The organism is Herbaspirillum sp. YR522, assembly GCF_000282575.1.
Taxonomy (GTDB): Bacteria; Pseudomonadota; Gammaproteobacteria; order Burkholderiales; family Burkholderiaceae_D; genus Herbaspirillum.
On record NZ_AKJA01000157.1, the window covers coordinates 21,154 to 29,164 of the forward strand.

The following is an 8,011-nucleotide window of genomic DNA, read 5'->3' on the forward strand; positions in this document are numbered from 1 at the left end:
TGCGGCGATTCGGCACGGGGCTCGCGGCCTTTGCATCGCTGGTAGCGCACATGGAGCGATGAAGTAAAATGGATTTCACTTAGAAATAGTTGAATTTCATTCATCCATCATGCTTGATCGCATTCATCTTTCCATCGTCCAAGAGGTGGAGAAGCAAGGTTCGCTGACCGCAGCCGCGGGCGTACTGCACGTGACGCAGTCGGCGTTGAGCCACAGCATGAAAAAGCTGGAGCAGCAGCTGGGCACGGACGTCTGGTTGCGCGAAGGCCGCAGCCTGCGCCTGACCCAGGCCGGCCAGTACCTGCTGGCGGTGGCCAACCGGGTGCTGCCGCAGCTCGAACTTGCCGAAGAACGCCTGCGGCAGTTTGCCCAGGGCGAGCGCGGCGCATTGCGCATCGGCATGGAATGTCATCCTTGCTACCAATGGCTGCTGAAGGTGGTCTCGCCCTACCTGGCCGCGTGGCCCGATGTGGACGTGGACGTCAAGCAGAAATTCCAGTTCGGGGGCATCGGCGCGTTGTTCGGCTACGAAATCGACCTGCTGGTCACGCCTGATCCGCTGGACAAGCCGGGCCTGGTGTTCGAACCGGTGTTCGACTACGAGCAGGTGCTGGTCGTGGCCAGCAACCACCGGCTGGCCCAGGAGGAATACATCAAGCCCAGGCAACTGAGCGACGAGGTGCTGGTCACCTACCCGGTGCCGGTGGACCGGCTGGATATCTACAGCATGTTCCTGACGCCGGCCGCCATCACTCCCAAGCGCCACAAGGCCATCGAGACCACCGACATCATGCTGCAGATGGTTGCCAGCGGCCGCGGCGTGGCGGCCCTGCCGCGCTGGCTGGTGCTGGAATATGCCGACAAGATGGATGTGGTACCGGTGCGGCTGGGCAAGAAAGGCATTGCCAAGCACATCTTCCTGGGGGCGCGCGAGGCGGACGTGGGCATCGATTACCTGCATGCCTTCATCGAACAGGCCAGGAACCCGGTCGTCGCCTGATCTTTGGTGGCATGTGGTGCCGCCCATGCCGCCTGCCGCGACCTCGAGCACACCCTGTCTTCTTGCCTGCCGCATCCCTGCCGGCGGCGCGATGGCGCAGCGTCGACTGCGCAGCGTCGTATGAGCATAGCTAATGATTTGATGAGATAAAATCATTTTTATTCATTGATCGACCGGCATAGAATCCGTCCTGACCGGAAACCAGATACAGGTTTCATCTCCACAATCAGGTTGCGGGATCACAAATGGATAAAGAATTCACGTTTGCCATCGGGCGCATCCGCTTCGATGAACACTATCGTCCTTCGGACAATACGCGCATCACGACCAACTTCGCCAACCTGGCCAGGGGCCGGAACCGGCAGGAGAACCTGCGCAACACCCTGGAGATGATCGACAATCGTTTCAATGCATTGGCGCATTGGGACAACCCCAACGGTGACCGTTATGGCGTCGAACTCGAGATCGTTTCCGTCGAGATGCATATCGACGGCCGGGAGACTGGCCAGGCGCTGCCCCTGATCGAGATATTGAAGACCGACATCGTCGACAGGAAGACGGACGAGCGCATCGAGGGCATCGTAGGAAACAACTTTTCTTCCTACGTGCGCGACTATGACTTCAGCGTGCTGCTGCTGGAACACACCAGGAACCGGCCCGAATTCAGCACGCCAGACGATTTCGGCAGCCTGCATGGAAAGCTGTTCAAGTGCTTCGTCAATTCAAGCACCTACAGAGAGCATTTCAGCAAGCCGCCTGTCATCTGCCTGAGCGTGTCGAGCAGCAAGACCTATCATCGGACCGAGAACCGCCACCCCGTACTGGGCGTGGAATACCGGCAGGATGAATATTCGCTCACCGACGACTACTTCGCCAAGATGGGGTTGACGGTGCGCTACTTCATGCCGCCCAACAGCGCCGCACCGCTGGCGTTCTATTTCGCCGGCGACCTGCTGGGGGACTACACCAACCTCGAGCTGATCGGCACCATCAGCACCATGGAAACCTTCCAGAAGATCTACCGGCCCGAGATCTACAACGCCAATTCAGCGGCGGGAAAATCCTACCGGCCAAGCCTGCAGCACCAGGATTATTCATTGACCCGGATCGTCTACGATCGGGAAGAACGTAGTCGGCTGGCGGTTCAACAGGGAAGGTTCGTCGAGGAAAAATTCATCAAGCCGTACCGCGAAATACTTGATCGGTGGTCCGCCGCCACTGCCCTTTGACTCACCAGGAAACCATGTCATCCATCGTGAAGAAACTATTACCCACTTCGACTGCCGGCAGCTTGCCCAAGCCCTCCTGGCTGGCACAACCCGAGACACTCTGGTCTCCCTGGAAATTGCAGGACGAGGCTTTGGTCGAGGGCAAGCAGGATGCGCTGCGCCTGGCGCTGCAGGAACAACGGCATGCAGGTATCGATATCGTCAGCGATGGCGAACAGACACGCCAGCATTTTGTGACGACGTTCATCGAGCACCTGGACGGCGTCGATTTCGACAAGCGCGAGACCGTCCGCATACGTAACCGCTATGACGCCAGCGTGCCCACCGTAGTGGGTGCCGTATCGCGCCCCAAGCCGGTGTTTGTCGACGATGCCAGGTTCTTGCGCCAGCAGACCACGCAAGCCATCAAATGGGCGCTGCCGGGTCCGATGACGATGATCGACACGCTGTACGACAGCCATTACAAGAGCCGCGAGAAACTGGCCTGGGAATTCGCCGGGATCCTCAACCAGGAAGCCAGGGAGCTGGAGGCCGCGGGTGTCGATATCATCCAGTTCGACGAGCCCGCATTCAATGTCTTCTTCGACGAGGTCAATGACTGGGGCGTCGCTACCCTGGAGAGGGCCATCGAGGGCTTGAAGTGCGAGACCGCCGTGCATATCTGCTACGGCTACGGCATCAAGGCCAATACGGACTGGAAGAAGACCCTGGGCTCGGAGTGGCGACAATACGAAGAGGCTTTTCCGAAGCTGCAGAAATCCAGCATCGACATCGTCTCGCTGGAATGCCACAACTCGCGCGTTCCCATGGACCTGATCGAACTGATACGCGGCAAGAAGGTGATGGTCGGGGCCATCGACGTGGCCACCGATACCATCGAGACACCGGAGCAGGTCGCCGACACCCTGCGCAAGGCACTTCGCTTCGTCGATGCCGACAAGCTCTATCCCTGCACCAACTGCGGCATGGCGCCGCTATCCCGTGGCGTGGCAAGAGGCAAGCTCAATGCGTTGAGTGCCGGCGCGGAAATCGTGCGCAGGGAACTGGCCGGCTGATCGCCTGACCCCGGTGGGGTCGACAGCCTTGCCGGTGCCCGGCAATCCAGGCATCGGCAAGGCCGGGCGCTCAGACCGACCGGCTCAAGCCGCCGTCGACCCGCAGGTTCTGCCCGGTGATGTAGGCCGCGCCCGGCGAGGCCAGGAAGGCGATGGTGGCGGCGATCTCCTCGCTGGTGCCATAGCGCTGCATCGGCACGCTGGCGCGGCGTTCTTCGCGCGCCGGCAGGCTGTCGATCCATCCCGGCAGCACATTGTTCATGCGCACGTTGTCGCGCGCGTAGGTGTCGGTGAAGATCTTGGTGAATGCCGCCAGGCCGGAGCGGAACACCGCCGAGGTGGGAAACATGTCGCTTGGTTCGAACGCCCAAGCGGTGGAAATGTTGATGATGGCGCCGCCACCCTGTTGCTGCATCAGCGGCGTGACCAGTCGCGTGGGGCGGATCACGTTGAGCAGGTAGGTTTCCATGCCGCGATGCCAGTCGTCGTCGCTGATGTCGAGGATCGGGGCGCGCGGCCCGTGGCCGGCGCTGTTGACCAGTACGTCGACCCGACCCCAGCGCGCCACCGCCTGGTCGACGAGCGACTTGAGGTCGTCGGGCGACTGGTTCGAACCGGTCACGCCGAGGCCGCCCAGTTCCAGCGCCAATGCCTCGCCGCGTCCGGACGACGAAAGAATCCCCACCTTGAAGCCGTCGGCGGCCAGCCTTCTTGCGGCGGCCGCTCCCATGCCGCTGCCGGCGGCGGTGATCAACGCTACTTTTTCAGTCATCTGGAATGCTCCGTAGGCAAAACCGCACATCGTAGTACAGCCGCGCGCAATGTGCTGGCGGCTGCGGACCGGGGCGGTCAATCGGGTGTGAGCCACAATGCCAGCAATGGCACGCTGGAGAGCAACAGGCAGAGCAGGGCGGCGCCGACGAAGAGCCAGAATTTCTTGTTTTTCATGATGGAAGCGGGAGCGGGCGTACTAGACCCGATGCAAAAGGCGCCAGTTTAACGCGGGCGGCGTCGGCCACCGCCTGCGCGGCAAGCCGAGGCGATGTCAGAGCAGGCGCCACCAGGCGGCCAGCTTGGCGAAGACGCCTTCGCTGGGCTGGTGGAACAGGTAGGGGCGTTGTGCCTGCAGCTTGGCCAGCGCATCCTTTTCGGCCTGTTCCTTGATCGAGCCGTAGGCCACGCCCAGTTTGAGCAGGGTACGGAATGCGCCCAGCTGTTCGCGCGCCAGCACGCCGCGGGCATGCTGCAGCGCGACCTGGGTGTCGTTCATCTGCTGGCCCAGCGCGTGGGCCAGGCGGGTGGCGGGGGTCTTGAGCTTTTCCTGCACCACCGTGATGCTCACGGCTGCGGACTTGATCTGGGCCGCCAGCACGTCGACCTGGGTTTCATCGCCCTGGGACTGCTTGATGATGGCCAGGGCCCAGGCGCGAGCGGCCTCGGTGAGGTCTTCGCTGCTCCAGTCGTGGCGCACCGCGATGTGAAAGCCGTAATTGGCCGCTTCGGCGATCAGGATCGCCACTACATCGGGGAAGTCGCGGTCCATGGCGCGCCGGGCCCAGGCGTACTGGCCCGACATCATCAGGTGCTGCACCGCCTCTTCGGTGAGGAAGTTGGTATTGTCCGACAGGCGGGCCATCAGGAAGGCATCGAACGAAGGCGCCACGAAGCCCGAATCGACCTTGGTTGACAGCCGCACGAAATTCTTGAATTCGCGCTGCAGCATTTCGTAGACATCGTCCTTCAGGTTGAGCTTGAGCTGCTTCATGTTGTTCTCCTGGTTGCGCAACTACCTTTAACGGCGGCACCGGCCATAAACTTTACCCTTGGCAACCTGATCCTTGGCTGTGCGCGATGATAGCCCAAAGCGTGGCGGCGCAGATCATAAGTGGGCTGGTCATGGCATGATGCTTGTTGGCCTGGCAAGCATCATGCCAAATCAATAACACCAATAAACATATGGATTGACTACCTGAGGGAGACACGCATGCAGCAAAGCAGCAACGCATCGACGCCGCCGATCCGGCGCGTAGCGGTCATCGGTACCGGCGTCATCGGCGCCAGTTGGGTCGCCGGTTTCCTGGCGCAGGGCCTGGACGTGAGCGCCACCGACCCCAGTGCCGGCGCCGAGCAGCGCCTGCACGAAGCGGTCGCCCGCCATTGGCCCGGGCTCGAGGCCTTGGGTCTGGCACCGGGCGCGTCGCCTTCGCGGCTGCGTTTTTTCAGCGAACTGGAAGACGCGCTCGAGGGCGCCGACTTCGTCCAGGAGAATGGGCCTGAGCGGGAAGACCTCAAGATCGAGCTGTTTCGCCGCATCGATGCGGCGCTGCCGGAACACGTGATCATCGCGTCGAGCTCATCGGGCTTGTTGATGAGCCGGGTGCAGCAGGCTTGCCGCCATCCGCAGCGGGTGGTACTGGGCCACCCCTTCAACCCGCCGCACATGATCCCGCTGGTCGAGGTGATCGGCGGCCAGCAGACCTCGCCCGAAACGGTCCAGCGCGCCATGGATTTCTATACCGCCATCGGCAAGAAGCCGATCCATCCGCGCAAGGAGGTCAAGGGGCACATCGCCAACCGGCTGCAGGCAGCCCTCTGGCGCGAGGCGTTTCACCTGGTCGAGCAAGGCGTGGCCAGCACCGAGGACATCGATACCGCCATCGCCTATGGCCCGGGCCTGCGCTGGGCATTGATGGGGCCCTTTCTCAACCTGCACCTGTCGGGTGGCGCCGGCGGCATCGACCACATGCTGGAGCACCTGGGGCCGCCGATCGAAAGCTGGTGGGCTGACCTGGGCACGCCCACCATCAGCGAGCCGCTGCGCCAGCAGATCGCCGCCGGCGTGGCCGAGCAGATGGCGGGACGGACCTCGGCCGAACTGGGCGCCCAGCGCGACCAGCTGCTGGTGGAATTGATCGCCGCCAAGGCCCGCGCGCGCGTCATACCCTGATATCGGACAGCGTGCGCCCGACCCGCAGCATCGACGCGGGCCGGGCTTGCCTGGCGTCTACGGCGCGCGCCTGGCCGGCGCCATCTCGCGCATCAACGCGATGTAGCGTTGCGCGCCCAGCCCCAGCGGCTGGTCCTTCTTCCACACCACGTCCACCCACAGCGGCAGCTGGTTGCTGATGTTGTCGAAATCGATGGCCACCAGTTGCCCGGCGGCGATCTGCGGCTGCACCAGGCTGTGCGGCAGATAGGCCCAACCCAGCCCTTCGCGCACCATCGATAGCGTGGCCAGGTGGTTATCGCTGCGCCAGATGCGGCGCGCCAGGAAAAAGCGCGGGTCCGAGATACTGGCGTCGCGGCTGGCCACGGCGATCTGGCGGATGTCGTACAGGTCCTCGTAGCGCAACTTGCGGGACGCTGCGGCCAACGCCGGATGCGCGGGCGCGATCACGGCCACCATCATTTCGCTGGTCAGTTCCTGGAACGCCTCGCGCTCGTTGCCGGCATGGCGTTCGAACACCACGGCCAGTTGCGCGGTGTCATCGTGCAGCATGCGCATCGCATCGGCCTGGGGCGACGACAGGACTTCCACCTCCAGCGACGGGAATTCGGTCGCCAGCACCGCCAGCGGCTTGGCCCAGGGCACCGATAGCAACTCGGGCGCGACGGCCAGCGTCAACTTGCGTTCCAGGCCCTGGTGCAGCGACAACGCCTGTGCATCGAGCTGGCGCAGCTGGCTTGCCAGCAGGCGGGCGTCGGGCTCCAGCGCACGCGCCATGTCGGTGGGCCGGGCATCGCGCGCGGTGCGGTCGAACAGCACCAGGTCGAGTTCGGCCTCCAGTTGGGCGATGGTCATGCTCACCGATGACGGGACCCGACCCAGCGTGCGCGCTGCAGCCGAGAACGAACCGCCGTCGAGCACCGCCAGGAACACCCGCACGCTGTCGCTTGAAAAGGGCATGTTGTCTTTTTGGTTATCAATTAAATTGAAAGAAGCCAACTTCTTCTTTCAAAAATTAAACCATAAAATGCGCCTCGGTTCCCATATCGGGCAATTCGAGTTCTGGTCAGTGGAGTGGTTGATGCAAGGTTTCAAGCGCAAATTCGTCTACGCCTGCCTGTTCGAGGCACTGGCGATCCTGTTTACCACCTTCGGCCTGTCGGTCATCGGTGGCCACGACAGCGCCCATTCGACGGCCGCGGCGGTGGCTTCGTCGACGGTGGCCTTCATCTGGAATTTCGTCTTCAACGGCGCCTTCGAACGTTGGGAAGCGCGCCAGCCAACGCGCGGCCGCGACTTCAAGCGGCGCGTGCTGCATGCCATCGGCTTCGAGGGTGGGTTGGTGGCGATGCTGGTGCCGCTGTTTGCCTGGTGGCTCGACATCAGCCTGTGGGATGCCTTCGTGCTCGACCTGGGCCTGATCGTCTTCTTCATGGTCTATACGTACCTGTTCAACCTGCTGTTCGATCGCGTCTTCGGCCTGCCAAGCTCGGCCATGCCGATTGCCGAACACTGATCGCCAGGTAATTTCTTCCTCTCCCTCCAGGTTTTCCCCGGGTTCAACCGTTGTAAAAAAGGCTTTTTTGCCAAAGCAGGGTTTTTCCTGATGCTTATGGTTGTGCTCTCGGGTTTCGCCCGATGTCGCCCGCGTGGTCCAGAAATTAAAGTACACCCATACCCGCTGCACACAGAAGTCTTCACAGGGGGTGAAGACCACGCCGGGACACTGCCTCAGGGAGAATTAACATGTTTGCCAAGAACAACCGCATCGTCGCCGCTT

General features: G+C 62.3%; 8 protein-coding genes. 5 read left to right on the plus strand and 3 right to left on the minus strand.

The genetic code is table 11. The features are described 5' to 3' along the window. The first annotated feature begins 109 nt into the window (after positions 1 to 109). The 3 genes from PMI40_RS22135 to PMI40_RS22145 all read left to right on the plus strand — a co-directional run bounded on the left by PMI40_RS22135 (position 110) and on the right by PMI40_RS22145 (position 3,284). Positions 110 to 1,000: a LysR family transcriptional regulator gene (locus PMI40_RS22135; protein WP_008120120.1), complete on the plus strand. Its 891-nt coding sequence runs from the start codon at positions 110 to 112 to the stop codon at positions 998 to 1,000. Between the two features lie 245 nt (positions 1,001 to 1,245). After that, entirely contained in the window at positions 1,246 to 2,229 is a 984-nt protein-coding gene (locus PMI40_RS22140; protein WP_008120122.1) for a DUF1852 domain-containing protein, read from the plus strand. 26 nt (positions 2,230 to 2,255) lie between these two features. After that, positions 2,256 to 3,284, plus strand: coding sequence for a methionine synthase (locus tag PMI40_RS22145; protein WP_193365702.1), 1,029 nt, complete (start codon positions 2,256 to 2,258; stop codon positions 3,282 to 3,284). Between the two features lie 70 nt (positions 3,285 to 3,354). Here the strand turns inward: PMI40_RS22145 and PMI40_RS22150 are convergent, their stop codons facing one another. Beyond that, positions 3,355 to 4,056, minus strand: a complete 702-nt coding sequence (locus PMI40_RS22150) for an SDR family oxidoreductase (RefSeq protein ID WP_008120127.1) — start codon at positions 4,054 to 4,056, stop codon at positions 3,355 to 3,357. A 273-nt stretch (positions 4,057 to 4,329) separates the two neighbouring features. After that, positions 4,330 to 5,049: a DUF4088 family protein gene (locus PMI40_RS22155; RefSeq protein WP_008120131.1), complete on the minus strand. Its 720-nt coding sequence runs from the start codon at positions 5,047 to 5,049 to the stop codon at positions 4,330 to 4,332. A gap of 219 nt (positions 5,050 to 5,268) precedes the next feature. Between PMI40_RS22155 and PMI40_RS22160 the strand changes: the two genes are divergently transcribed. Continuing rightward, positions 5,269 to 6,231: a 3-hydroxyacyl-CoA dehydrogenase NAD-binding domain-containing protein gene (locus tag PMI40_RS22160; protein WP_008120133.1), complete on the plus strand. Its 963-nt coding sequence runs from the start codon at positions 5,269 to 5,271 to the stop codon at positions 6,229 to 6,231. 57 nt (positions 6,232 to 6,288) lie between these two features. Here the strand turns inward: PMI40_RS22160 and PMI40_RS22165 are convergent, their stop codons facing one another. Further along, positions 6,289 to 7,191, minus strand: coding sequence for a LysR family transcriptional regulator (locus PMI40_RS22165; RefSeq protein ID WP_008120135.1), 903 nt, complete (start codon positions 7,189 to 7,191; stop codon positions 6,289 to 6,291). A 121-nt stretch (positions 7,192 to 7,312) separates the two neighbouring features. Between PMI40_RS22165 and PMI40_RS22170 the strand changes: the two genes are divergently transcribed. Beyond that, a complete protein-coding gene (locus tag PMI40_RS22170) occupies positions 7,313 to 7,747 on the plus strand; it encodes a PACE efflux transporter (protein WP_008120137.1) in 435 nt (144 codons plus the stop codon). Positions 7,748 to 8,011 lie beyond the last annotated feature (264 nt).